Source organism: Streptomyces sp. NBC_00096, assembly GCF_045041305.1.
Taxonomy (GTDB): Bacteria; Actinomycetota; Actinomycetes; order Streptomycetales; family Streptomycetaceae; genus Streptomyces.
In genome coordinates this window covers 5,804,782-5,827,096 of the sequence record NZ_CP108221.1, presented here as the reverse complement: position 1 = coordinate 5,827,096, position 22,315 = coordinate 5,804,782, and the positions used below count along the sequence as shown (strand labels likewise).

21 protein-coding genes are annotated in these 22,315 nt (G+C 72.9%); 5 read left to right on the top strand and 16 right to left on the bottom strand.

Annotated elements, in window-relative coordinates; all coding sequences use genetic code 11:
- Window positions 1–73 precede the first annotated feature (73 nt).
- Together OG904_RS25775 and OG904_RS25770 are read right to left on the bottom strand one after the other, a co-directional pair.
- On the bottom strand, window positions 74–403 hold the full coding sequence (locus tag OG904_RS25775; protein ID WP_405494847.1) for a hypothetical protein: 330 nt from the start codon (window positions 401–403) through the stop codon (window positions 74–76).
- A 277-nt stretch (window positions 404–680) separates the two neighbouring features.
- Complete coding sequence (locus OG904_RS25770) at window positions 681–866, bottom strand: hypothetical protein (protein ID WP_266876567.1); 186 nt, start codon at window positions 864–866, stop codon at window positions 681–683.
- Between the two features lie 552 nt (window positions 867–1,418).
- Between OG904_RS25770 and OG904_RS25765 the strand changes: the two genes are divergently transcribed.
- Both OG904_RS25765 and OG904_RS25760 read left to right on the top strand, forming a co-directional pair.
- Window positions 1,419–2,684: a protein kinase domain-containing protein gene (locus OG904_RS25765; protein ID WP_405494845.1), complete on the top strand. Its 1,266-nt coding sequence runs from the start codon at window positions 1,419–1,421 to the stop codon at window positions 2,682–2,684.
- 186 nt (window positions 2,685–2,870) lie between these two features.
- Window positions 2,871–4,307 (top strand): carotenoid oxygenase family protein, encoded by a 1,437-nt coding sequence (locus tag OG904_RS25760; protein WP_405494843.1) that lies wholly within the window; start codon window positions 2,871–2,873, stop codon window positions 4,305–4,307.
- A 35-nt stretch (window positions 4,308–4,342) separates the two neighbouring features.
- Here OG904_RS25760 and OG904_RS25755 read toward each other — a convergent pair whose 3' ends face one another.
- The 10 genes from OG904_RS25755 to OG904_RS25710 all read right to left on the bottom strand — a co-directional run bounded on the left by OG904_RS25755 (window position 4,343) and on the right by OG904_RS25710 (window position 16,623).
- Entirely contained in the window at window positions 4,343–5,155 is an 813-nt protein-coding gene (locus tag OG904_RS25755; protein ID WP_399382086.1) for a TrmH family RNA methyltransferase, read from the bottom strand.
- Between the two features lie 113 nt (window positions 5,156–5,268).
- Window positions 5,269–6,483, bottom strand: a complete 1,215-nt coding sequence (gene cobA, locus OG904_RS25750) for a uroporphyrinogen-III C-methyltransferase (RefSeq protein WP_405494841.1) — start codon at window positions 6,481–6,483, stop codon at window positions 5,269–5,271.
- A gap of 166 nt (window positions 6,484–6,649) precedes the next feature.
- The gene (locus OG904_RS25745) at window positions 6,650–6,859 is read right to left on the bottom strand and encodes a hypothetical protein (protein WP_405494839.1); all 210 of its coding nucleotides are present in this window, start codon (window positions 6,857–6,859) and stop codon (window positions 6,650–6,652) included.
- Between the two features lie 264 nt (window positions 6,860–7,123).
- Window positions 7,124–10,306 carry a nicotinate-nucleotide--dimethylbenzimidazole phosphoribosyltransferase gene (gene cobT, locus OG904_RS25740; RefSeq protein ID WP_405494837.1) on the bottom strand — a complete coding sequence of 1,061 codons (3,183 nt, stop codon included), beginning with the start codon at window positions 10,304–10,306 and terminating at the stop codon, window positions 7,124–7,126.
- 274 nt (window positions 10,307–10,580) lie between these two features.
- The gene (cbiE, locus tag OG904_RS25735; protein WP_405494835.1) at window positions 10,581–11,798 is read right to left on the bottom strand and encodes a precorrin-6y C5,15-methyltransferase (decarboxylating) subunit CbiE; all 1,218 of its coding nucleotides are present in this window, start codon (window positions 11,796–11,798) and stop codon (window positions 10,581–10,583) included.
- A gap of 103 nt (window positions 11,799–11,901) precedes the next feature.
- Window positions 11,902–12,615 (bottom strand): GNAT family N-acetyltransferase, encoded by a 714-nt coding sequence (locus OG904_RS25730; RefSeq protein WP_405494833.1) that lies wholly within the window; start codon window positions 12,613–12,615, stop codon window positions 11,902–11,904.
- A gap of 240 nt (window positions 12,616–12,855) precedes the next feature.
- A complete protein-coding gene (locus OG904_RS25725) occupies window positions 12,856–13,719 on the bottom strand; it encodes a MetQ/NlpA family ABC transporter substrate-binding protein (RefSeq protein ID WP_405498270.1) in 864 nt (287 codons plus the stop codon).
- Between the two features lie 107 nt (window positions 13,720–13,826).
- A complete protein-coding gene (locus OG904_RS25720) occupies window positions 13,827–14,495 on the bottom strand; it encodes a methionine ABC transporter permease (protein WP_405494831.1) in 669 nt (222 codons plus the stop codon).
- On the bottom strand, window positions 14,492–15,577 hold the full coding sequence (locus tag OG904_RS25715; protein ID WP_405494829.1) for a methionine ABC transporter ATP-binding protein: 1,086 nt from the start codon (window positions 15,575–15,577) through the stop codon (window positions 14,492–14,494). Before OG904_RS25715 ends, OG904_RS25720 begins: the two co-directional genes overlap by 4 nt.
- Before the next feature lie 374 nt (window positions 15,578–15,951).
- Window positions 15,952–16,623: an HAD-IA family hydrolase gene (locus OG904_RS25710; protein ID WP_405494827.1), complete on the bottom strand. Its 672-nt coding sequence runs from the start codon at window positions 16,621–16,623 to the stop codon at window positions 15,952–15,954.
- A gap of 68 nt (window positions 16,624–16,691) precedes the next feature.
- On the opposite strand from OG904_RS25710, the gene OG904_RS25705 reads away from it, so the two are divergent.
- Window positions 16,692–17,060: a hypothetical protein gene (locus tag OG904_RS25705; RefSeq protein ID WP_405494825.1), complete on the top strand. Its 369-nt coding sequence runs from the start codon at window positions 16,692–16,694 to the stop codon at window positions 17,058–17,060.
- A complete protein-coding gene (locus OG904_RS25700) occupies window positions 17,053–17,481 on the top strand; it encodes a hypothetical protein (protein ID WP_405494823.1) in 429 nt (142 codons plus the stop codon). Before OG904_RS25705 ends, OG904_RS25700 begins: the two co-directional genes overlap by 8 nt.
- 10 nt (window positions 17,482–17,491) lie before the next feature.
- On the opposite strand, the gene OG904_RS25695 is transcribed toward OG904_RS25700, so the two are convergent.
- From OG904_RS25695 to OG904_RS25685, 3 genes are all read right to left on the bottom strand, one after another.
- The gene (locus tag OG904_RS25695; protein ID WP_405494821.1) at window positions 17,492–17,998 is read right to left on the bottom strand and encodes a GNAT family N-acetyltransferase; all 507 of its coding nucleotides are present in this window, start codon (window positions 17,996–17,998) and stop codon (window positions 17,492–17,494) included.
- A gap of 37 nt (window positions 17,999–18,035) precedes the next feature.
- Entirely contained in the window at window positions 18,036–18,614 is a 579-nt protein-coding gene (locus OG904_RS25690) for a sigma-70 family RNA polymerase sigma factor (RefSeq protein ID WP_405498268.1), read from the bottom strand.
- A 73-nt stretch (window positions 18,615–18,687) separates the two neighbouring features.
- The gene (locus tag OG904_RS25685; RefSeq protein ID WP_405494819.1) at window positions 18,688–19,884 is read right to left on the bottom strand and encodes a glycerophosphodiester phosphodiesterase; all 1,197 of its coding nucleotides are present in this window, start codon (window positions 19,882–19,884) and stop codon (window positions 18,688–18,690) included.
- A 165-nt stretch (window positions 19,885–20,049) separates the two neighbouring features.
- Here OG904_RS25685 and OG904_RS25680 point away from each other — a divergent pair, with 165 nt between their 5' ends.
- Window positions 20,050–20,820 carry a lysophospholipid acyltransferase family protein gene (locus OG904_RS25680; protein ID WP_405494817.1) on the top strand — a complete coding sequence of 257 codons (771 nt, stop codon included), beginning with the start codon at window positions 20,050–20,052 and terminating at the stop codon, window positions 20,818–20,820.
- Between the two features lie 17 nt (window positions 20,821–20,837).
- Here OG904_RS25680 and OG904_RS25675 read toward each other — a convergent pair whose 3' ends face one another.
- The gene (locus OG904_RS25675; protein WP_405494815.1) at window positions 20,838–22,313 is read right to left on the bottom strand and encodes a membrane-associated oxidoreductase; all 1,476 of its coding nucleotides are present in this window, start codon (window positions 22,311–22,313) and stop codon (window positions 20,838–20,840) included.
- Window positions 22,314–22,315: the final 2 nt, after the last annotated feature.

The window sequence follows — 22,315 nt, the reverse complement described above, 5'->3', positions numbered from 1 at the left end:
CCGTCGTCGCGGTCCGCGAGGAGTACGTACTGCCGCGGGCCGGCGCCCGCGTACGCGGCGAGCGCGGCCGCGCTCACCCGCTCCAGCGGAACCACGCCCCGGCGCCGTCGATGTGGAGCAGGAACTCCGCCACGGGTGCACTGGCGGGTGAGAGGAAGGTCAGCTCCTCGGCGATCGGGGCGTACGCCGCGTCGAAGCGCTCGCCGAAGGATTCGTCGTCGATCTCCGCCGCCCTCGTTGCCTGCACGGCCTCGAACCTGGTTCCGACCGGCTCGAAGGCTGGTTCCGGTGCGAAACGGCCGTGCAGCCACGGGAAATCGGCGGACTCCACGGTGACCGCGCCCGGCGGCTCGCCCTGGCGCAGCGGCCGCCGGACGGTTCCCTCCGGCCCCGACCGCTCCATGGTCACTCCCCCGCGCCCCGCACCCGGGCGGGTGCTCTTCCGGATGAGGGTACGCAGCACCGGGAGCAGCGGGCACGCGGGGACCACCGGGAGCACGGGCCGGGCGGAGCGGGTCGCGGGCAGGAGGGCGGATATGAAAAAGGGTGCTGCGCGTCCGGCTCCCCAGCCGTACGCGCAGCACCCTTCACCTGCCGTCCGTCGGCCGAGCCCCCGTCCCCACGGGGTTCGGCCGGTGACAGTCCCGGCCCAGGCCGCTCTCCTGGGCCCGGGGCGCCGCTCAGCGCCCCAGCATCACGCTTACGGACGACGCCTGTGCCACCACCTGGTCGAAGCCTCCGAAGAGGAAGAGCAGGAGGGCGGCCAGGGGGAGCACCATGGCCGCGGCCACCAGCGGGTGGCGACGGCCGGACTCATGGCTGTTGAACGCGAATGCCTTGCGTCCCTGCCGTGCGATGTCCGCCATGGTCCTCTCCCTGTCGTTTGGCAGCGGCGGGCCTATGACCTCGGGGGACGAGTGCACCACCCGCCGCTTGTCTTCAACACTAGGTGCGCGAACGGCTCCTGGCCTCATGCCTTCGTACCCATTGGCGGGCCTCCAGGAGGATGACGCCGCCACCTCGCGCGTACTCCCCTGGGTGGAGACCGCTCCCCCGCTCTGAGGGTCATCCCGGAGGGGATGACCGGAGGGTGGTGACTTCGCTCACTTCCGTCACCGCCCGTACACACCCCGCCGCCGACCAGGTGCTCCCAAGATCAACCGGCCGCGATCGGCCCCCACGGCGGGCACCCCCACTCGCGCTCCCCCTCGGGTACCCCAATTCCCGTGGCCCCGCCCCGGCTTGGCCGGTCCGCACGTTCCCGTACATGCGTCCGACCGGTGGTCCCGGGATCGCCCAAGTGGACTGCCCCGTACTGACTATCGAATCCCCCGGCGAGGGCGCGGCCTCTGAGCGCGCATGCCGGATGGTCCGTAAGCTGTGCCACGTCAACAGGACGACCGGTCAGCGGGGTGGACATGGCGATGATGCGGCTCCGGCGCGAGGACCCGCGTGTCGTCGGCTCGTTCAGGCTGCACCGGCGCCTCGGCGCCGGCGGCATGGGCGTCGTCTACCTGGGATCCGACCGGCGCGGCCAGCGCGTCGCGCTCAAGGTGATCCGGCCGGATCTGGCCGAGGACCAGGAGTTCCGCTCGCGCTTCGCCCGCGAGGTGTCCGCCGCCCGGCGGATCCGCGGCGGGTGCACCGCGCGCCTGGTCGCCGCGGACCTCGAGGCGGAGCGCCCCTGGTTCGCCACGCAGTACGTGCCCGGCCCCTCCCTGCACGACAAGGTGGCCGAGGAGGGCCCGCTGACGGCCGCGCAGATCGCCGCCATCGGCGCCGCGCTCTCCGAGGGACTGGTCGCCGTGCACGAGGCGGGGGTCGTCCACCGCGACCTCAAGCCCTCGAACATTCTTCTGTCTCCCAAGGGCCCGCGCATCATCGACTTCGGGATCGCCTGGGCCACCGGCGCGAGCACCCTCACCCATGTGGGAACGGCCGTCGGCTCCCCGGGATTCCTGGCGCCCGAGCAGGTGCGCGGGGCCGCCGTCACCCCCGCCACCGACGTCTTCTCCCTCGGCGCCACCCTGGCCTACGCGGCCACCGCCGACTCGCCCTTCGGGCACGGCAGTTCCGAGGTCATGCTGTACCGCGTGGTGCACGAGGAGCCGCACCTGGTGGGCGTCCCGGACGCGCTCGCGCCCCTCGTACGGGCCTGCCTGGCCAAGGACCCCGAGGAGCGGCCGAGCACGCTCCAGCTGTCGATGCGGCTCAAGGAGATCGCGGCCCGCGAGGCGCACGGGCTGGGCGAGAGCCGTCCGCCGGCGCAGCGGGCCCGGACCGAGCGGCCGACCGGGCGGCTGCCCGAGCACACCGACGCGTACGGCGAGGGGTACGCCGGCCACACCGAGCAGCGTACGGAGCGCCGTACCGCGGGCACTCCCGTACCGGGGCACCTGGGGGCGGGACCGGCCCAGGCGCAGGGGAACTCCCAGGGGCAGGGACCGGCCGGCGGGCCGCACTCGCGGCCCCCGTCGGCACGGGGCACCGGCTCGCGCGGGACCGGCTCGCGGGGCCCCGGCTCCACCGCCGGGCGTACGGGCGGCCGCCCGGCTCCCCGTACGACGGGCACGGGGCGGCGGCCGTCGCGGCCGGACCCGAAGCTGATGCGCCAGCGCCTGATCGTCTTCGTCGTCGTGACGTTGCTCGTGGCGCTGGGCATCGCGCTCGCCCAGAAGCTCTAGTGCTGTGGCCGGGAAGGCCGCGGCACCGGGCCTTCCCTCTCGGATCTTGCTGAGCGCGCGACGAGCCGGGCCCGCGACGCGCCGGGGACGCGACGAGCCGGCCCCGCGACGACTGGCACCGGCCCGGCCGCGGCGTTTCACTGGGAAGTGCGGGTGAGACCGAAGCCAGCCGCCCCGGGAGGTCCCGTGAACACGCACACGCCGCCGCGCTTCGACCCGACCCGGGTTCCCCATCTGCTGGGCTCGTTCGCACCGGTGAGCGAGGAGGTCGACGTCGCCGACCTCGAGGTGACCGGTGAGATCCCGCCGGAGCTGGACGGTCTGTACCTGCGCAACGGCCCCAATCCCCGGTTCACCCCGATCGGCTCGTACCTGTACCCCATCGACGGGGACGGCATGCTGCACGGGGTCTGGCTCTCGCAGGGCCGCGCACGCTACCGCAACCGCTTCGTGAGCACCCCCGCGCTGCGGGCCGAGGAACGGGCCGGCCGGGCCCTGTGGGGCGGCGTGGAATCGATGATCATGCCGGACGCCGACCAGGTCGGGCCCGAACTCGCGGGCACTTTCCGGGACATGCCCGATATCAACGTCGTACGGCACGGCGGCCGGCTGCTGGCGCTCGCCGAGTCCGAGTGCCCCTACCGGATCGGCGCCGGCTTGGAGACGCTCGGCCGCGAGGACTTCGACGGCGCCCTGCCGATGGGCATCACCGCCCACCCCAAGATCGATCCGCTCACCGGCGAGATGGTCGTCTTCTGTTACGGCCTGGAGGCGCCGTACCTGACCTGGTCGGTCATCGGCCGCGATGGTGCGGTCACGCGGGGGCCCACGCCGGTCGACGGCGTGGACGAGCCGATGATGATCCACGACATGGCCCTGACCGAGCGCTACGCGGTCATCGTCCTCGCGCCCGCGTTCTTCGACTTCGCCGCGGCCATGGCGGGCGGCTCGGTCCTCTCCTGGCGGCCCGAGCGCGGGACCCGCGTGGTCCTCGTCCCGCGCGACGGCGGACCGCCGCGCTGGGCCGCCGACGAGGCGTTCTGGCTCTGGCACACGGTGAACGCGTACGACGACGGACCGGGCCCGGATGCCCCGGTGGTCCTGGACTACGTGCAGTGGAGCCGGCTGACCGTCGGCGCGGAACCGGAGCCCGGCGCGGCCCCCGCGACAGGTGGACTCGTACGGGCGCGCATCGACCCGGTGGCGGGCACCATGGCCCGGACCCTGCTGGACGACGCCCGGGTGGAGTTCCCGCGCATCGACGACCGGCTCATCGGCCGGCGCCACCGGCACGCCGCGCTGGCCGCCGAGACCGGCCGGACGGACCTGCTGCCCGGTGAGTACGACGCCGTGCGCTTCCACGACACCGAGACCGGCACCGCCCGCGTCTGGGATGCCGGGGACCTGTCGGTCGGGGAGCCGGTCTTCGCACCGGTGCCGGGGCGGGACTCCGAGGAGCACGGCTACTGGCTGACCTTCGCCACCGACCGCACCGACGGGTCCGCGTGGTTCCTGGTCGTCCCGGCCCAGGACCCTGCCTCCGGCCCCGTGGCCCGCGCCCGCGTCCCGGTCCGGGTCCCGCTCGGCCTGCACGGCTGCTGGCTGCCGACGGGCGGCGGCTGAGCGACGCGGGCCCGGCAAGATCCGAAAGGGACGGCCTACGGCCGGCCGCTCGCCACCGCGTAGAAGGCGACGGCCGCGGCCGCGCCCACGTTCAGCGAGTCCACACCGTGCGCCATGGGGATCCGTACCCACTCGTCGGCCGCGACCAGTGCCTGCGTCGACAGTCCGTCCCCCTCGGCGCCCAGCATCAGCGCGACCCGGTCCAGCGTCTGCGGGGCGGCCTCGTCGATCGGCGAGGCCTTCTGGTGCGGGGTGAGGGCGAGCAGCTTGAAGCCGGCCTCGCGGACCGAGTCCAGGCCCTTGGGCCAGGCCTCCAGACGGGCGTAGGGAACGGAGAAGACCGCGCCCATGGAGACCTTGACGGAACGCCGGTACAGCGGGTCCGCGCAGTCCGGCGAGAGCAGCACCGCGTCCATGCCGAGGGCGGCCGCGCTGCGGAAGATGGCGCCGATGTTGGTGTGGTCGTTCACCGCCTCCATGATGACCACGCGCCGGGTGGTGGCGAGCAGTTCCTCGGCCGTGGGCAGCGGCTTGCGCTGCATGGAGGCGAGGGCCCCGCGGTGCACGTGGTAGCCGGTGACGCGCTCGGCGAGCTCCGGGCTCACAGCGTAGACCGGGGCCGGGAGCTCGTCGATGACATCGCGCATGACGTCGACCCACTTGGCCGAGAGCAGCATGGAGCGCATCTCGTACCCGGCGTCCTTGGCACGTCTGATCACCTTCTCGCCCTCGGCGATGAAGAGACCTTCCGCGGGCTCGCGCCTGCGCCGGAGTTCGACGTCGGTCAGGCCCGTGTAGTCGCGCAGGCGCGGGTCGTCGGGGTCCTCGACGGTGATGAGATCAGCCACAGGGTGATACTGCCTTGTCCTGGGTGCGGTGCCAACGGCTCTGCTGGGTTGGGGGAGGTGGCCTGCTCGGCCCGGTCGGCCCTTCGGCCCGGTCGGCCGCTCGGCCTCGTCGGCTACTCGGCCGCGGGCCGGTGGACCTTCACGACGTCGCCGATCACGATGACGGCGGGAGGCCGCACCTCCTGGGCCCGGACGGTCTCGCCGACCGTGGCCAGGGTGGCGTCGACGCGGCGCTGGGAGGCGGTGGTGCCCTCCTGGATGACGGCGACCGCAGTGTCGGCGGGCCGGCCCTGCCGGACCAGCGCCTCGGCGATCAGGCCGATCTTGTCCACGCCCATCAGGATGACCAGGGTGCCGGTGAGCTTCGCGAGGGAGGCCCAGTCCACGAGGGAGCGCGGGTCGTCGGGGCCGACGTGGCCGCTGACCACGGTGAACTCGTGTGCCACGCCGCGGTGCGTGACCGGGATGCCGGCCGCGCCGGGGACGGAGATGGAGCTGGAGATGCCGGGGACGACGGTGCAGGCGATGCCGGCCTCGGCGAGGGCCTGGAGCTCCTCCATGCCGCGGCCGAAGACGTACGGGTCCCCGCCCTTGAGCCGGACCACGGCCTTGCCGGCCCTGGCGTGCTCGATGAGGGCCTCGTTGATGGCCTCCTGGGCCATGAAACGGCCGTACGGAATCTTCGCGGCGTCGATGACCTCGACGTGCGGCGGGAGCTCGTCGAGGAGGTCGCGGGGGCCGAGGCGGTCGGCGATGACCACGTCGGCTTCGGCGAGGAGGCGGCGGCCGCGGACCGTGATCAGGTCCGGGTCGCCGGGGCCGCCGCCGACGAGGGAGACGCCGGGGGTGTGGGGGCGGGCGGCCGTCAGGGAGCCGTCCCGCAGCCCCTCGACGACCGCGTCGCGGACGGCGGCGGAGCGCCGGGGGTCGTTGCCGCTCAGCACCGCGACGGTGACGCCCTCCACGCGGCCGGTGGCCGGGGTCCAGGCGGTGGCGGCTTCGGCGTCGTCGGCGCGGACGCACCAGATCCGCGCGCGCTCGGCCTCGGCGGAGGCGGCGTCGTTGGCGGACCTGTCGCGGGTGGCGACGAGCGCGTACCAGGCCCCTTCCAGGTCGCCGTCCTGGTAGCGGCGGCGCTCCCAGCGGATCTCGCCGGTCCCGGCCATGGCGTCCACGGAGGGGGTCGCGGAGGGCGAGATCAGGAGGATGTCGGCGCCGGCCGCGATGAGGGCGGGCAGGCGGCGCTGGGCGACCTGGCCGCCGCCGACGACGACGACGCGGCGGCCCGCGAGGCGGAGTCCGACGGGGTAGGCGGGGGTGTCGGCCATGGCGGGGGCTGCTCCTGGGGGCGGCTGCGTGGGCCGCTACGGCGTTGGAGCGGCGGTGTACTGGTGTGCGGTGCGGTACTGATGGTCCAAGATACGGCCCCACCTGGGCGGAAGCATGCCCTGGGGTCCGCGAGGGCCCGCGGCGGCCCTGCCCGGGGCGGTCGGCTCAGCCGTCTCTTCCGGCAGGGGCACCGGTCGGGGCCGCCGGCTCCGGCGGGCCGGGGCGCTGCGTTCCCGCCGACGGGGCGAGGGCGGGGAGGGAGACCTTGGAGGTCTCCGACGCGCATCCGTACCGGTCCTCCGGTTCCTTGGCGGGCAGCGGGTTTCCCTGTCCGTCGAGCGGGGTGATCTCCGCGGCGGGCTCGGCGGAGATCACCCCGGGCGGAGGACCGGAGGGTGAGGTGACGCGGCCGGCGGGTCACGTCGAACTCCGCGTCGCCGTTCACGGCCATCACGGCGGTCGTCAGCCGATGGCCCCGGGCGTCCGGTGCGTGGACGACCACGGCCGGTCGGGTGCCCGTCCTGGAACCGGGCCGGGCGCACCCACGGCATCCCGCACCGCGGGTGGCGCCACTGGGCGGCCCCTCCCGGGCGCTGCCGGCGGGGCCGTCCGTACGGGCCCGCCGGCAGGTCCGGGGCGCTACTTCTCGGTGACGCCCGCCGAGTCGAAGGTGGCCACCTCGTGCATCGCGCGGGCCGCGCTCTGGACCAGGGGGAGGGCCAGCAGGGCGCCCGTGCCCTCGCCGAGGCGGAGGTCCAGGTCGACCAGCGGGCGCAGGCCGAGCTTGTTGAGCGCCGCGACGTGGCCCGGCTCGGCGCTGCGGTGGCCCGCGATGCAGGCGGAGAGGGACTCCGGCGCGATGGCGCGGGCCACCAGGGCGGCCGCGCCCGCGCTGACGCCGTCCAGGATCACCGGGGTGCGCAGGGAGGCTCCGCCGAGGAGGAGGCCCACGATCGCCGCGTGCTCCAGGCCGCCGACGGCCGCCAGGACGCCGATCGGGTCGGCCGGGTCGGGCTGGTGGAGCTCGAGGGCACGGCGTACGACCTCTACCTTGCGGGCGTGGGTCTCGTCGTTGATGCCCGTGCCCCGGCCGGTGACCTCCGCCGGGTCGACCCCGGTGAAGACGGAGATCAGGGCCGCCGACACCGTGGTGTTCGCGATGCCCATCTCTCCGGTCAGCAGCGCCTTGTTGCCCGCCGCGACCAGGTCGCGGGCGGTCTCGATGCCGACCTCGATGGCCTGGACGGCTTCCTCGCGGGTCATCGCGGGGCCGACGGAGAGGTCGGCCGTGCCCGGGCGGATCTTGCGGGGCAGGAGGCCGGGGGTGGCCGGGAGCTCGCCGGCGACGCCGACGTCGATCACGCAGACCTCGGCGCCCACCTGGTTGGCGAAGGCGTTGCAGACCGCGCCGCCGCCCAGGAAGTTGGCCACCATCTGCGTGGTGACCTCCTGGGGCCACGGGGTGACGCCCTGGGCGTGCACTCCGTGGTCACCCGCGAAGATCGCCACCGCGGCGGGCTCGGGGATCGGCGGCGGGCAGACCCTCGAGAGGCCGGACAGCTGGGCCGAGATGATTTCGAGCATGCCCAGGGCCCCGGCGGGCTTGGTCATGCGCTTCTGTCGCTCCCAGGCCTCGCCGAGCGCCTTCGCGTCCAGCGGGCGGATGCTGGCGACGGTCTCGGAGAGCAGGTCGTGCGGCTCCTCGCCGGGCAGCGCGCGGCGGCCGTAGGTCTCCTCGTGGACCACCCAGGAGAGCGGGCGGCGCTGGGACCAGCCGGCCTGCGCGAGCTCGGGCTCCTCCGGGAACTCGTCCACGTAGCCGACGCACAGGTACGCGACGACCTCCAGGTGCTCCGGCAGGCCGAGCGCGCGGACCATCTCGCGCTCGTCGAAGAAGCTGACCCAGCCGACGCCGAGGCCTTCGGCGCGCGCGGCGAGCCAGAGGTTCTCCACCGCGAGGGCCGAGGAGTACGGGGCCATCTGCGGCTGGGTGTGCCGGCCGAGGGTGTGGCGGCCGCCGCGGGTGGGGTCGGCGGTGACCACGATGTTCACCGGGGTGTCGAGGATGGCCTCGATCTTGAGTTCCTTGAACTGCTTGGCGCGGCCCTTCGGGAGCGACTTCGCGTAGGCCTCGCGCTGGTGCTCGGCGAGCTCGTGCATCGTCCGGCGGGTCTCGGCGGACTTGATGACGACGAAGTCCCAGGGCTGGGAGTGGCCGACGCTGGGCGCGGTGTGGGCCGCCTCCAGGACGCGGAGCAGCACCTCGTGCGGGATCGGGTCGCTGCGGAAGCCCTTGCGGATGTCGCGGCGCTCGCGCATGACGCGCAGGACGGCCTCGCGCTCGGCGTCGGCGTACCCGGGGGCAGCCTCGGTGGCCGCGGGCTCGGCGGCCACGGCCTCGGGCTCCGAGGGGGTTCCGGGCTCGGGTTCGGCGTCCGGCTCGGTCCCGGGGACCGTCAGGGCCTCCACGGGTGCCTCCACCTGGTCCGGCGCCACGGCGGCGGGCTCGGGAGCGGGCTCCGGCGACGGCTCGGCGGCCTCGGCCACGGCTTCCGCAGGCTGCGGCTCGAGCTCGGGCTGCGGCTCGGGCTCCGGCTCCGGCTCTACGACGGCCACGGCCACGGGCTCGGGGGCCGCGACGGGTTCCGCCAGGGCCAGGACCGGCTCGGGGGCGGCGACCACAGGCTCCGCCACGGGCTCCGGCTCCGGAACGACGACGGGCTCCGGCTCCGCGACGGCGACGGGCGCGGGCTCGGAGACCGGCTCGGCCGGGAACACCGGCTCGGCCACGGGGACCGCCACGGGCTCCGCCGCGACGGCGGGCTCGGGCTCCGCGGCGGCGAGGGGTGCGGCGACCGGCACGGCGACGGGCTCCGCGTCCGCCGGGGCCTCCGCCACGGCCTCCGGAGCCGGTTCCACGGTCCACGGCGTCCCGGCCTGCACCGGGATCTCGACCGGCTGCGGCGCGGCCGAGGCTGCGTCGGCGGGCGGGAGGTCCAGGTACTCGGGTCCCGCGGTCGGCGGCCCGGACTGGCGCACCGGGACCGGCGTCGCGGGGGTGCTCGGCACGGAGACGGGCTCGGGCGCGGGTACGAGCGCGGGCTCGGGCTCCGGGGCGAGCGGAGCCTGGGCCTGCGGGGGCACGGCGTTGGACGCCGGGGCCGCGGCCGGACCCCGGTCGGCGAGGGACCGTACGACTCCCCCGGTTACTTCCGGTACGGGCGGGCCCATGTGCAGCGGCCGGCGCACCGGGGCGGGGGCGAGGGGGGGCACCGGGGCCTGGGCCTGCGGGGCCACCAGACCGCCGAGGTCCAGCGCGCCGGAGTCCCGGCCGCCCGCCTCGTGCGCGCCCGCGCCGTAGGAGGCCGGCTCGGGGAAGGACGGCTGCCCCGTGAACGCCTGCTCCGCGAACGCCTGCTCGGGGAACGACGGCTCGGCGAAGGCCGGCTCGGCGAAGGCCGGCTGCGGGTAGCCCACGGGCTCGTACCCGGCCGGGGCCTCGGTGACCGGGACGGCCGGCTGCAACGGGTTCGGCTGCTGGTACTCGGGGTAGTCGGCGTACGGAGCGTCCGCATAGGCCAGGGGTTCGGGGAAGGCGGGCACCGGCGGGACGACCTGGGGGTCGCTCCACGCTCCCTGGCTGCTCGGCATCAGCAGCAGTTCCTCGTCCTCCGGCTCGGCCGGGTTGTCCACGAGGTCCTGGAAGGCGTAGCTCCCGGTCCCGGGGGAAGGCATGGGAACCGGGGCGGGGACGCCCGGCTGATCCACCATGCCCGTGCTGTCCGGGAGACCCTCGCCCGGAACCTGGCCGGTGTCAGTCATGCGTACCCCTCGCCCATCGGTGTTGCCTCTTCGACCGCCCGGTCGCCCACGAGGCCGCCGAGCGGAATTGCAGAACGGGATTGCCGTGCGGCGGTTTCGCCTCACGTGCGCCTGCACGACAACCAGTAAGTATTGTCGTGCCCGTTCGCCACCTCGGCGGCCATAACCGCCACGGTCCTCTGTGGACTGCGCCACGTCGCGCGTCCTGCCGGTGCCGCGTGCCCGAATCGTCCGGGGCGGTGCGACGATCGGCCAGCCTACCCCGGTCCCGCGGCTAGCTCCTGTCCGGGCGGTTGACGGGCCTTTCGGCGGCCAGCAGGAACACCACGGAGCGCTGTTGTTCGACCCAGGTCCGGGTGTCCAGGGCGACGGACTGGAGCAGCGCGCACTCGACGGCGTACCCGCCCTCGGCCAGTACGCGGCCGATGGCTTCCGCCTCGTCGCGGGTGGAGGCGTGGCTGACGATCCGTTCGGGGCGGCGGTCGGCCACGGCGGCGACCACCTCGGCGCCTCCGCCGCCGACGCGGACCACGTCGGGTTCGGGCAGGGTCTCCAGTACGTGCGGGGCGCGGCCGGTGACGACCTGGAGCTGTACGCCCCGGGCCCGGGCCGCGGCGGTCGTGCGTTCGCAAGCGATCCGGTCGGCGTCGACGGCGATGACGGCGGCGCCGAGGGCGGCGGCGTCCACGGCGAGGGCTCCGGATCCGGAGCCGATGTCCCAGACGAGGTCTCCGGTGCGCGGGCCGAGCCGGGCGAGCTGGGCGGCGCGCAGTTGCGCGGACTCCCCTTCTCCCACGTCGATCTGCGGGTGGGCCCAGCCCCGTCCGCCGCTCTGGGCCGCGCTCTGGCCCAGCAGCCACGCCTGTTCGGCGGCGGCCGCGGGCGCTCCCGCGCCGCCGATGACGATCACCACGTTGGGGTCGCGCCAACTGTGGTCGGCGGCCTTGTCGGAGGTGAGGACCGTGACCTGTTCCCTGTCGGTGCCCAGTTCCTCGCAGATGACGAAGGTCCGGTGCACGCCTTCGAGCAGCAGGGCCAGCTCGGCGGGGCCGGCGCCGGGCGAGGTGATGACGGCGACCTTGGGGTGGGCCCGGCAGACGTTGACGGCGCGGCGCAGCGTGCGGCGGTGGGCGACGACGACCTGGGCGTCGTCCCAGGGCATCCCGGCGCGGGCGAAGGCGGCGGCGACGGCGGACACGGCCGGTACGACCTCGACCTCCAGGCCGTGCTCCGGAGCGCGCAGGGCCCGTACGACACCGAAGAAGCCGGGGTCGCCGTCGGCGAGGACGACGGCGGTGCCGCGGTGGCCGGCGATCCGGCCGGCGGCGATGCCCGGGCTGCCGAGCCGGATGCGTTCGGCGGTGGGCGGGACTTCGGGGAGCGCGAGGTGGTGGGCGGCGCCGGCCACCAGGGTGGCCGCGGAGAGCGCGGAGCGCGCGGCCGCGGTCAGGGGGGAGCCGTCCCAGCCGATCACCGTGACCCGGTCGGCCATCGTCGTCAGTCTCCTGGTGTGGGAGGGGGCGCCTCCCGGTGGCGGCCGGGGGAAGGCGGGTGGTCGTCGGGGGCGGGCACGGTGAGACTACCTGGTCATCGTGTCAGTTCCGGTCGGCCGAGACGGCGTAGCCGTTCGCGTCGGACGGGTGCGTCCGGTAGTCGTCGTAGCCGCTGGAGCGGTCGTCCGCGTAGCCGACGGAGTACCCGTCGGCGTACTCCCCGCCGTACCCGTCCTCTTCGAGGTCCTCGGGGACCAGCCCCCACACGATGAGGTCGCTGCGGGTGTCCGCCCAGGAGCCGTCGGGGTTCTGGGTGCGCACTATGCAGGCGTTGCGCAGGACGCCTTCACTGATGCAACCGATCTTCTGGGCCACCTGCTGGGAGGCGGTGTTGTCGGCGGCGGTGCGCAGTTCGAGTCGTTCGAAGCGCTGGTCGCTGAAGAGCCAGCGGGCGACGGCGCGGACGGACTCGCTGGCGTAGCCCTCGCCGCGGGCCCAGGGGGCGGTGACGTAGCCGACCTCGGTGGACCGGGTGCGCCAGTCGGTGTGCTGGAGGTGGACGATGCCGACCAGGCGCTGGGTGAGGAACTCGGTGACGGCGAGGACGATCCCGCGGCCCTCGGTGCGCTCGGCGTGGGAGTCCCGGGTGGCCCAGGTGACCGCGTCGGCGTGGGTGTAGGGGTGCGGGACCGAGGTCCAGGCGGTGACGTGCTCGTCGTTCATCATCTCGGTGAGCGCGGTGACGTCTTCTTCCTCGAAGGGGCGCAGCACCAGCCGGTCCGTGCTGATGGTGACGTCCGGGAAGGTGGTAGTCATGCGCAGCTCCAAGCCTGAGACCGTGGTGCGACCGTGGTGCGAGGCGACCGTTGTGCGGGACCGTTCGTACGGCCGTGTCCGCGGGTCGTAGGCCACAGCATGCAGCATCGGCCTGGTGATGTGCAGGCCCGGGCTGCCCGGAAGCGGGCAGCGTCCGGCCCCGTACACCGGTGGGGCGTACGGGGCCGGACCGACCGGCCGGACGGGTCCGGCCGGATCTGGTGGATCAAGCTTGCCGGATCAGGCGGCGGGCTTGCCGAAGGCCGGGATGACCGAGCCGTTGTACTTGTCCTCGATGAACTTCTTGACCTCGTCGGAGTTCAGGAGCTTGGCGAGCTTCTGGATCCGGGGGTCGTTCTGGTTGCCGTTCTTGACCGCGAGGATGTTGGCGTAGGGGTTGCCCTCGGCCTTCTCCAGGACGAGCGCGTCCTTGGCCGGGACGAGCTTGGCCTCGATGGCGTAGTTGCCGTTGATGACGGCGGCGTCCACGTCGTTCAGGGCACGCGGGACCGTGGCGGCCTCCAGCTCCTTGAACTCCAGGCCCTTCTTGTCGGTGATGTCGGACAGCTTGGCGCCGGTGCCGACGCCCTCCTTGAGGGTGATCAGCTTGTTCGCGGCGAGCAGCTGGAGCGCGCGGCCCTCGTTGGTGGGGTCGTTGGGGACGGCGATGGTCTGGCCGGCCTTGATGTCGGTGAGGGCCTTGTCCTTCTTGGAGTAGAGGCCCAGCGGCTCCAGGTGCACGTTCACGACGGGCACGATGTCGGTGCCGTTCTTCTTGTTGAAGTCGTCGAGGTACGGCACGTGCTGGAAGTAGTTGGCGTCGACCTGGCCCTGCTGGGTGGCGGTGTTCGGCAGGACGTAGTCCGTGAACTCCTTCACCTCCAGCTTGAGGCCTTCCTTGGCCGCGAGGTTGTCCTTCACGAACTTCAGGATGTCGGCGTGCGGGGTCGGGGACGCCGCGATGACCAGGGCCTTGCTCTCGTCGGTCTTGCCGCCGTCGGCCTTGGTGGAGGACGGGTCCGAGGAGCTGCCGCAGGCGCTCAGGGAGAGGGTGAGCGCGGCGGCGGCGGCGGCGAGGGCGGCGAGCTTGATGTTCTTGCGCACGAAGAGTGCCTTTCGGTGCATATTGCTGTGCGGATGACGGCCCAAGCACGACAAGTGCGGGCTCTATGGAGAAAAGTTCGGAAATGTACGTCCGGGGCCGGCCTGGATCAGGCTGTCCGACCCCGCCGCGCGAGGAGGCGTACCACGCCGTCGCCGATGAGCTGGATCACCGTGACGAGCAAGATCAGCACGACGACGGTCGCGACCATGAAGCCGGTCTCGAAGCGCTGGAAGCCGTAGGTGATGGCCTTGGAGCCGAGGCCTTCGCCGCCGACCGCGCCGGCCATGGCGGAGTAGCCGATCAGGGTGATCACGGTGGTGGTGACGGCCGCGATCAGGGAGGGCAGCGCCTGCGGGAGGAGCACCTTGCCGACCAGGGTCGGGATGCCGCCGCCCATGGACTCGACGGCCTCGATCAGACCGTGGTCCACCTCGCGGACGGCGGTCTCGACGAGCCGGGCGAAGAAGGGGATGGCGCCGATGGCGAGCGGGACGATCATGGCGGTGGGGCCGATGAAGGTTCCGACGATCGCCGTGGTGACCGGTATCAGGAAGATCAGCAGGATGATGAACGGCAGCGAGCGGCCCATGTTCACGATCACGCCGAGGATCTTGTTGACCGCACGGTTCCGGAGCAGGCCGCCCTTGTCGGTGAGGACCAGCAGGATGCCGATGGGCAGGCCGCCCAGGATGGTCACCAGCGCGGACCACAGCACCATGTAGAGGGTGTCGAAGGTGCCCTGCGTGAGCAGCGGCTGCATTTCGGACCAGGTCACTTCGCACCATCCTTGACCAGCTCGGCCAGTTCGCCGTCCACGTCCGCCCGAACGTCGACCTGTACGTCGGCCAGTGCGTCGGCTTCCACCACGTCCACCTGCAGGCCCTGCTCGCGCAGGAATCCGACGGGCACGACGTTGTCCTCGTAGCGGCCGGGCAGTTCGATGCGCATGCGGCCGATCTGGCGGCCGGCGACGGTGTCCATCGCGGCGCCGAGGATCGAGATGTCGATGTTGTACGTACGGGCCAGCTGGGAGATGACCGGCTGGGTCGCTGTCTCGCCGTGGAAGGTGACGTCGATGACCGTGTGCTCCGCGGTGGTCGCGGATCCGGTCAGCGGGAACAGTTCGCGGGCGAGCTCGGAGCCGGGGGTGGCCAGCAGCTCGCTGACGGTTCCGGATTCGATGATCCGGCCCCGCTTCATCAGGGCGGCCGAGTCGCAGACGGACTTGACCACGTCCATCTCGTGCGTGATGAGCAGCACGGTCAGGCCCAGCTGGCGGTTGAGGTCGCGCAGCAGCTGGAGGATCTGCCGGGTGGTCTCGGGGTCCAGGGCGCTGGTGGCCTCGTCGGAGAGCAGCACCTTGGGGTCGCCGGCCAGGGCGCGGGCGATGCCGACGCGCTGCTTCTGGCCGCCGGAGAGCTGGCCGGGGTAGGACTTGGCCTTGTCCGCGAGGCCGACGAGGTCGAGGAGTTCGGCGGCCTTGCGGGAGCGTTCGCGGCCGGGGACCCCGAGGATCTCCAGGGGGAGCTCGATGTTGCCCTGCACGGTGCGCGAGGACAGCAGGTTGAAGTGCTGGAAGACCATGCCGATGCGGCTGCGGGCCTCGCGGAGCTCCTTGCCGGCCCGGCGGCCCCGGCCGGCGAGCGCGGTGAGGTCGATGCCGTCGACGCTCACGGTGCCGGTGGTGGGGCGCTCCAGCAGGTTCACGCAGCGGATCAGGGAGGACTTTCCGGCGCCGCTCTGGCCGATGACTCCGTAGACCTCGCCCTGGCGGACGTGCAGGTCGACGCCGTCCAGGGCGGTGACCTCGCGGCCACGGGATTGGTAGACCTTCGTGAGGCCCGATGTGGTGATCACAGGATTTCCGTCGCTGTCGAGTGCGCGGCGCAGCGGGCTGCCGGCACGGGGCAAACATCTGGGGACGCGATACGGGTCGAACCGTCGGAAAACGACGGCTTCGGCGCATGCGCGGGGCAGGAGCGATCCGGGTTCACACGGGGGTGCCGCAGCTGGCTCGGCCGGTCTCGCTTCGGGGCGCGAGACCTGGGGAAGGGGCCCTCAGAAGGCGCACATTCGACACATACAACGAGCACCGGGCGTCAGGGTCGCCTCGGTCGCAAGGGTGCGGCTGCTCGTCGTGGTCATGGGCCCAGTAAACCAGACGTTCCCCGTCACCGATCAGAAGTGTCCGGATAGCGGACGGATTTCGACCACATACCGGACAACGCCGGTCAGGGCCGGTCGTCCGTCTCGATCGTGATCCCACCGGCTCCGACCAGCACGGACACGGCCGACAGGTCCCGTACGACCACGTCCGCGTCGAGTTCGGCGGCCGGGTGCGTTGTGGTCAAGGCCACGGTCACCATCCCGGCGGCGCGGCCCGCGGCCAGGCCCGCGGGAGCGTCCTCGAAGACCACGCAGCGGGCCGGGTCCACGCCCAGCCGGGCGGCCGCCAGCAGGAAGGGCTCCGGATCGGGCTTGCCCCGGGTGATGTCATCGGCGGCCACCAGCTCCGGGAAGTCGATGCCGGCCTCCCGCAGCCGGGCCTGCGCCAGCGGGCGGGTCGCGGAGGTGACCACGGCCCAGCGGCCGGCGGGGAGCGCGGAGAGCAGCTCCTTCGCCCCGGGCAGCAGGACCACGCCGCCCGCCACGTCCTCGGTCTCCAGCGCCTCGATCCGGGCGAGCGCCTCGTCCCGCACCCCGGCGGGCAGCAGGTCGGCGATGATCTCGGCGGCGGGACGGCCGTGCAGCGCGACCGCGGCCAGGGCATCGAAGGTGATGCCGTACTCCCGGGCCCAGCGGGTCCAGCAGCGGTGCACCGACTCCATCGAGGAGACGAGCGTGCCGTCGTTGTCGAACAGCAGGGCGTCGAAATGCGGGCCGTGCGTTCCTTGCAGCTTCATGCCTTCAAGCAAAGCCCGGGAGCAGGGGTGAGCGCATCGGGTCTTTCGGCCCGTAATACCCTCGCTGCATGCTCGACGCCCTGACGGTCGCCATCGGCGTGGCCGCACTCGCCCTCGCCGCCTGGTGCGGTTTCGCCGCCTGGCGGGACCAGCCGACCAAGGACTGGCACTTCATCGGCATGGCCGTGGTGACCGTACTGGTCCTGGCCCAGCTGGTGATCGGCCTGGTCCAGCTGGGCCGGGGCGAGAAGCCCGGGCAGGGCACGGTGCTCTTCGTGGCCTACCTGCTGGGCGCCTTCGCGGCCATCCCGGCCGCGGGCATGCTCTCGCTGACCGAGCGGACCAAATGGGGCTCGGTGACGGTGGCCGCGGGCGCGGTCGTCCTCGCCGTCCTCGAAGTACGGCTCTACGACATCTGGGGAAACACCGGTGCCTGACACGGACACGGACGCCACCGTCACCACGCCGGCCGGGCGCAAGCGCCTGGTCACCGGGCCGGGGGTGCTGCTGGTCTGGCTCTACGGAGTGATCACGGTCGGCGCGGTCTCGCGCTCGCTCTACCAGATCTCCACCGAGTTCGACCGGGCGCCGCTGGCGTACTCGCTGTCGGCCGTGGCGGCCCTGGTGTACGCCTTCATCACGTACTCGCTGGTGCGCGGCGGGGAGACGGCCCGCAAGGCGGCGCGGATCTGCTGCGCCGCCGAGCTGACCGGCGTACTCGTCGTGGGCACCTGGACCCTGGTGCGGCCCGAGGCCTTCCCCGACGCGACCGTGTGGTCGGACTTCGGGATGGGCTACCTGTTCATCCCGGTGATCCTGCCGATCACCGGGATGCTCTGGCTCCGCGCGAAGCGCTAGGCGTTAGGCGCTAGGCGCTGACCGCGAAGTCGGTGGCCTCCTTGGCCTCCTTCTCCAGCATCACCAGGCGGACGCCGTCGGACGCGGTGCGCCCGCCGACCTGGGTGTAGCCGGCCTTGCGGTAGAGCCGCAGGTTCGACTCGCTCTTGTGGCCGGTGAACAGCCGGAAGCGAGTGGTCCCGTCGTGGCCGGCGAGGGCCGCCTCGACCGCCCTCAGCAGCCGGGCACCGAGTCCGTGGCCCTGGAGACGGGGGTGGACGCAGAGCTTGGTGATCTTGCCCGTGCCCTCCTCGTCCACGTTGCCGCGCACGGCCCCGACGATCTCTTCGCCGAGCCGGGCCACCAGTACGGTGTCCGAGGCCAGCTCCGCCTTGAGGGAGTCGAGGGACTGGGTGAGCGGCTGGATGCGGTAGTTGCCGTACAGCTCGGCCTCGCTCTGGAACGCCAGGTACTGCAGTTTGATGATCTGCTCGGCATCCTCGGCAGCTGCCGCCGAAATGGTCACGCTCATGCCCATGTGCGCATGCCTCCCGCTCACCTGGTAGCCCTGTGGTCTACCGCTCCATTCCCCGCAGGTCGGGAGCCTCAACCTTTGCAGCCAGCATTCTGCGCAGACATCCCAGGCATCGGGAACGGACGGGCCCCAAACTTCCTTGTGAGATACCCAACTCTCCTGCGATTTCACGGTAAGTGAGGTCCCTGGGCGACAGAAGTGCCTTCATGAGCTCCGGACACCTTCCCGGCAATCGGGCGACCGCCGACCGGAGGGCCCGGTTGTCCTCGCCGTGCAGGAGGGCGTCTTCCGGTTCCGTGTCCGCACTGCTACGGGCCCCGGTGCCGCGCCCGCCGTCCACGGGGTGGTGGCGGTTGCCGTACGGAACCTCGCGCCGGGCCCGGCGCCGCGCCAGCCGGGCCTCCGCGCGCACCGCCCGGCGCAGCCAGACGGCGGGCTCGGCGGGCGTGCGCCGGTGCTCCAGCAGCCTGACCCAGACGGCTTGTTCCAGGTCGGCGGCGTCCTCCCCGGTGCCCGCGGTCTCCGCGGCCGCCTCGGCGGAGAGCAGCGGGCCGAGCTTGTCGAAGAGAGCGGCCGCGGCGGAGCCGGCCTCGGAGGGGTCAGCCTTGAACAGGTCCATGCCGGGCGGGACGCGAGGGCCGCGCCGGGCGGTTTCGCCGCCGGGCACGGCCCACTCGTACGGGGAGCTCCGCCTACTGGTTGACGCCCCGGCCCGGGCGGAAGGCCTCCGCCGCGAGGAGTCCGGTGTCGGCCTGGTCGGTGAAGATGCCGTCGATGCCCTGCTCGAAGTACTTCCTGAACGCGCCGAAGGCGTCGCCGTACGCCGTCGGGTCGGTGCCCACGCGGTACTCGGCCGGCAGGAAGCTGTTCTCGTTGCGCGCGGTGTAGGGGTGCAGGATCAGCCCCTGCGCGTGGGCGTCCTTGACGAGGGTGGTCGGCGCGGTGAGCCTGCCCGCGGCGTCGCGCGGCAGGATCAGGTCCATGGTCGGACCGATGCCCTGGGCGAAGCCGGCGATCCACCTCAGCCCCTCGGGCCTGACCAGGTCGGCGACCGTCCGGGGGTCCTTGGCCAGCTCGAAGTCCCAGGGGCGGGTGCCCGCGGCGGAGAGGAGCACCACGCGCGGGGCGGAGACCAGCCGGGACAGCCGCTGGATGCTGGAGGGCTCGAAGGACTGCAGGAAGAGCGGGGCGCCGCGGCCGTCGCGCCCGTAGCGGCGCAGCAGCCTGGCGAGGGGCTCCTCCAGGCCGAGGCCCAGGGCCCGGAAGTAGCTGGGGTGCTTGGTCTCCACGTGCAGCCACACGCGCTTCCCGCGCCGGCGGCCCTCCCGGTCGGCCCAGCGGAGCACCTCTTCGAAGGTCGGGACCTCCCAGCGGCCGTCGTAGAGGGTGTTGCGCTGACGAATGGCGGGAATGCGTTCCTTCGCGCGCAGGGTCTTCAGCTCGGCGAGGGTGAAGTCCTCGGTGAACCAGCCGGTGACCGCGATCCCGTCGACCGTCTTGGTGGTCTTGCGGGAGGCGAAGCCGGGGTGGTCCGCGACGTCGGTCGTACCGCCGATCTCGTTCTCGTGGCGGCACACCAGGTGGCCGTCCCTGGTCGGGACCAGGTCCTGTTCGATGACGTCGGCGCCGAGGTCGAGCGCGAGTTGGTAGGAGCCGAGCGTGTGCTCGGGCCGGTAGCCGCTGGCCCCCCGGTGCCCGATGACCGTCGGCACGGGCAGGTCCCGGTACCCGCCGCCGTACCCGCCGGACCCGCCGCCCCGGACTCCCCCGCTCTCGCTCTCCGCCGCCGACGCGGACCCGGCTCCCGCCGCGAGCCCGCCGAAGGCGCCGCCCGCCGCCGCCACCGCCGCGCCCAGTACCGTGCGCCGTGCTGCCCCACCCTGCGTCATGAGTGCCACTCCCATCGCCGAAAGGGCCGGGCGTCCCGGGATCTCCGGGTCCAACGGCCCGATTTCGCCTGCCGATCGTAGGCAAGCGGCGGTGGCGGGCGGGGGTGCTCGGGCGGAACACGGCGGAAACGTGCGTCAACACTGCGTATCCACCTCGTGAACCCGATGTGCGATCAGAGCGGACCCGCGAGTATCGTCCTCACCTGCACCACCGCCGTGTGGTGGGTGCGAGAACCGCTTTTCGATGCCGGAGGGCCCACGTTGTTCCGTACGCGCCTCATCAAAGCCACCGTCGGACCCGTCATGCGCATGATGTTCCGCACCCGTGTGGAGGGCATCGAGAACATTCCGGGCACCGGTCCGGTGATCCTCGCGGGCAACCACCTCACCTTCATCGACTCGATGTTCCTGCCGCTGGTGTGCGACCGCACGGTCCACTTCATCGGCAAGGACGAGTACGTCACCGGCAAGGGGATCAAGGGTCGTGCGATGGCCTGGTTCTTCACCGGCGCCGGCATGATCCCCGTGGACCGTGACGGGGCCAACGGCGGCGTCGCCGCGCTGATGACCGGCCGCCGGATCCTCGAAGAGGGCAGGATCTTCGGCATCTACCCCGAGGGCACCCGCTCCCCCGACGGCCGCCTCTACCGCGGCCGCACCGGCATCGCCCGGCTGACCCTGATGACCGGCGCGCCCGTCGTCCCCTTCGCGATGATCGGCACGGACAAGCTCCAGCCCGGCGGCGCCGGCATGCCGCGCCCGGGCCGGGTCACCGTCCGCTTCGGCGAGCCGATGGAGTTCTCCCGCTACGAGGGCATGGACCGCGACCGCTACGTGCTGCGCGCCGTCACCGACTCGGTGATGGCCGAGGTCATGCGGCTCTCGGGCCAGGAGTACGTGGACATGTACGCCACCAAGGCCAAGGAAGCCGCGTAGCCCTCCCCACCCCGGGGCTACTGCCGCTGCAGTGACCGGCTGACGCCCGCCGCGGTCGTCGTGGCCAGGACCCAGCCGGTCACGATCAGCAGGTACGACAGCCACTGGTACCAGCCGTCCGGCGCGAAGGCCGCTTCCTGGCCGAAGCCGATGATCGGCAGCATCAGGTCCATCGTGTAGAAGATCGCGTTGAACTCCGGCGCCTCCCCCGTCTTCAGCTCCCGGGGTTGGTGCAGCGTGTACGCGATCGTGCCCGTGGCCAGCAGCGCCAGCAGCCAGCCCGCGGCGCGCAGCGGCCGGAAGCCGTAGCCCACGGTGGCGTCCTGGAGCAGCCCCCAGATCCTGGCGTGCCGGGGCAGGGTGCGGCGGTGCCGGCGGAGCTTGGCGAGCTGCACGGTCCGGGCGGCCGCCTCGTCGCCGGCCGTGCGGTAGGCCGCGGCGAGCTGTTCGTAGGCGTACGGGAGGTAGCCCGACTCCTCGCGCTCCAGGGCGGGCAGCCGCTGTTCGGCGGACTGGTGCGGGCTGAGGGTCCGGTAGGTGAGTCCCTCGATGCGGATGCGCCGCGGCCACGTCTCCGGCGGCATGTGGAGCAGGTCGAACTGGGAGCGCCGCAGGTTCATCGTTCCCTGGACGCACTCGCGGCCGCTGAGCCACACCTCGCCGATCGAGCAGCTGGAGGCGCGCAGGGCGATGCCGGTGGGGTTGATGAGCCGGGCGTCGCCGAGGTAGAGCTGGCCGGGTATCCGGGATCCCGTGAGGTTGAACATTCCCCGGGCTTCCAGCCCCTTGGCCCGTACGTCGGTACCGACGGTCAGGGTTTCGGCGTGCAGGGCCATCGCGCCGGGGGCCAGGAGCCGGGCGTTGTTCAGGTTGATCTGGCCACCGACGGTGGCGCCGTTGACGCGTGTCTGACCGTGGACGGTGAGGTCCATGGCGATGACGTCGGTTCCGATGTCGGCGTGATTGAACTGCAGGGCGGCCTCCTGGCCCGCCGCGGCCGGACCGGGGGTGCCGATGACCGCCTTCTGGAGGAAGAGTCCACCGGCTATCCGGGCGCCCGCGAGACGCACCGGCCCGGAGATGCGGCAGCAGGACAGCCTGAGCGCGACGTCGACGCTGACGGTGGACGCGGTCAGGCCGGGGAGGGCGGAGTCGCTCAGCGACACGGCCCGCAACCGGGCCCCGTAGAGGACGGGTTTGCGCTCGAACCAGCAGGCCCGCAGCCGGATCGCGTGCTCGATGTCTGCGTACTTGAGGTTGAGCTTGCCGGTGATCCGGGCGCCCCGGACGTTCATCCCGGGGACCTGCCCGGCGGCCGGAGCCTCGCGCAGCAGCAGGAAGGCGAGCACCTCGGCCCGTACGGTCCGATCGGGACCCCACGAGGCGCCGTCGGTGGCCTCCTCGTCGGCGCCTTCCCGGAAGTCGATGCCCTCACCGCGCGGGAAGGCGTCCCATACGCGGCGTTCCGCCGGGGTCAGATCGGTGATCTCCATCG

Coding starts and splice junctions, on each gene's coding strand:
- OG904_RS25775 (WP_405494847.1), bottom strand. CDS start 403: ATGGAGCGGTCGGGGCCGGAGGGAACCGTCCGGCGGCCGCTGCGCCAG.
- OG904_RS25770 (WP_266876567.1), bottom strand. CDS start 866: ATGGCGGACATCGCACGGCAGGGACGCAAGGCATTCGCGTTCAACAGC.
- OG904_RS25765 (WP_405494845.1), top strand. CDS start 1,419: ATGGCGATGATGCGGCTCCGGCGCGAGGACCCGCGTGTCGTCGGCTCG.
- cobA (WP_405494841.1), bottom strand. CDS start 6,483: ATGGCCGACACCCCCGCCTACCCCGTCGGACTCCGCCTCGCGGGCCGC.
- cobT (WP_405494837.1), bottom strand. CDS start 10,306: ATGACTGACACCGGCCAGGTTCCGGGCGAGGGTCTCCCGGACAGCACG.
- cbiE (WP_405494835.1), bottom strand. CDS start 11,798: ATGGCCGACCGGGTCACGGTGATCGGCTGGGACGGCTCCCCCCTGACC.
- OG904_RS25730 (WP_405494833.1), bottom strand. CDS start 12,615: ATGACTACCACCTTCCCGGACGTCACCATCAGCACGGACCGGCTGGTG.
- OG904_RS25710 (WP_405494827.1), bottom strand. CDS start 16,623: ATGAAGCTGCAAGGAACGCACGGCCCGCATTTCGACGCCCTGCTGTTC.
- OG904_RS25705 (WP_405494825.1), top strand. CDS start 16,692: ATGCTCGACGCCCTGACGGTCGCCATCGGCGTGGCCGCACTCGCCCTC.
- OG904_RS25695 (WP_405494821.1), bottom strand. CDS start 17,998: ATGGGCATGAGCGTGACCATTTCGGCGGCAGCTGCCGAGGATGCCGAG.
- OG904_RS25690 (WP_405498268.1), bottom strand. CDS start 18,614: ATGGACCTGTTCAAGGCTGACCCCTCCGAGGCCGGCTCCGCCGCGGCC.
- OG904_RS25685 (WP_405494819.1), bottom strand. CDS start 19,884: ATGACGCAGGGTGGGGCAGCACGGCGCACGGTACTGGGCGCGGCGGTG.
- OG904_RS25680 (WP_405494817.1), top strand. CDS start 20,050: ATGTGCGATCAGAGCGGACCCGCGAGTATCGTCCTCACCTGCACCACC.
- OG904_RS25675 (WP_405494815.1), bottom strand. CDS start 22,313: ATGGAGATCACCGATCTGACCCCGGCGGAACGCCGCGTATGGGACGCC.